The 1,706-nt window shown below is 45.5% G+C and carries 2 protein-coding genes; one reads left to right on the top strand and one right to left on the bottom strand.

The features are described from left to right. The first annotated feature begins 256 nt into the window (after positions 1-256). On the top strand, positions 257-973 hold the full coding sequence (locus A3729_RS08405) for a PEP-CTERM sorting domain-containing protein (protein ID WP_068514453.1): 717 nt from the start codon (positions 257-259) through the stop codon (positions 971-973). Positions 974-1,027: 54 nt separating this feature from the next. On the opposite strand, the gene rpe is transcribed toward A3729_RS08405, so the two are convergent. Next, entirely contained in the window at positions 1,028-1,699 is a 672-nt protein-coding gene (gene rpe, locus A3729_RS08410; RefSeq protein WP_068513466.1) for a ribulose-phosphate 3-epimerase, read from the bottom strand. Positions 1,700-1,706 lie beyond the last annotated feature (7 nt).

Below are 1,706 nucleotides of genomic sequence, written 5' to 3' on the forward strand. Positions count from 1 at the left end.
ATTAATAGGTATAAAACGGCCTACAGATTACCTCAGGCCTGTGAGTGAATCAATAGCTCAGGGTGCATGCTAGCTCGCTATTTGAGACTCTCATAGCTTTAAATATAGCAATTTTAGCCAAGGCAGCTGCTTAAGCTAAAAAAGACTACATTTTTTTGCTAAGACAGGTATATTAATTGAGGGCTAGGAATACTTAGCTCAATGCGAACAGGATGTTTGCAGAATCTATTTCTATACTTTTTAAAAGGACTTAAAAATGAAGAACTTTCTTAAGCGCCCAACGATGGCGCTATCTGTGTTATTGGCTTCCTCATCACTTCAAGCTTTACCTGTTTATATCAATGAGTTTCACTATGATAATCAGGGGGCTGATCAAAATGAGTTTGTTGAAATAGCAGGCTTAAGTGGTACAGACTTACTTGGTTGGCAACTCGAGTTTTATAATGGCAATAATGGCCGACGTTATATGTCATGGGACTTATCTGGTAGTTTTTCCGATCAGCAGGCAGGCTATGGTGTGTTAGCCTTTACCGGCTCTGGTGGTCTGCAAAATGGTGGCAATGATGGTATTGCCTTGGTAAATAATCTGGGCGACTTAGTACAGTTTATTAGCTACGAAGGCTCCCTTGTCGCAACAAATGGTTCAGCTTTGGGCGCCACAAGTATCGATGTTGGCGTTGTAGAGTCACCGTCTACGGCTTTGGGTAGCTCAATACAGTTAAGTGGCACAGGAGAAAGCTCTGAAGCGTTTGCTTGGGTCTTGGGGCAAGCTTCCCAAGGGGCTTTTAATACCGATCAACTTTATCAGGCGCCTATTGTTTCTGGTCCTGTCGTACCAGATATTCCGACATTCACTGAGCCGGGTTCAAACCCTGATGTGGTATCGGTACCAGAACCTGCCAGCTTAAGCCTGCTGGGCTTGGGGTTACTCTTACTTGGTCAAATACGCCGGGGCGCTAAAATGCGAAGTTAGGGGAAGTAGGCGCTCGGTTTTGCAACAAGCTGAGCGCCTTGGATGACGTTTGGGCTAGGAAATGCCAGCTAACTTGGCTCTCATTGCTGCGATGGTTGCCTGATAGTCATCGGTATTGAATATGGCTGAGCCGGCAACAAAAGTGTCGGCACCAGCTTGTGCTATCTCGGCTATATTGTTGATATTGACGCCACCGTCAATTTCCAATCGGATATCTTTACCTGAATCATTAATCAACTTGCGTGCTTGTCGAAGTTTATCGAGTGTACCAGGAATAAACTTTTGGCCGCCAAATCCGGGGTTAACGGACATGAGCAAAACCATATCGAGCTGGTCAAGGGTATGGTCAAGGTAGTGTAAGGGGGTAGCCGGGTTAAAAACTAAGCCCGCCTTGCAGCCACCATCTTTGATGAGTTGTAATGAGCGATCAATATGCTCAGAAGCCTCTGGATGAAAGGTGATATAGGTCGCACCAGCATCGATAAAGCTTTTGATCATATCATCGACTGGCTTCACCATTAGGTGAGCATCAATTGGAGCTGTCACGCCGTGCTTTCGAAGCGCCTCACAAACCATTGGGCCAATTGTCAGGTTAGGGACATAATGATTATCCATCACATCGAAGTGAACGATATCAGCACCGGCTTCGAGAACATTCTCGACTTCTTCACCTAGGCGTGCAAAGTCGGCAGAAAGAATAGAGGGGGCGATCAAAAATTGGCTCATGGTTTCC

The organism is Oleiphilus sp. HI0043 (assembly GCF_001634935.1).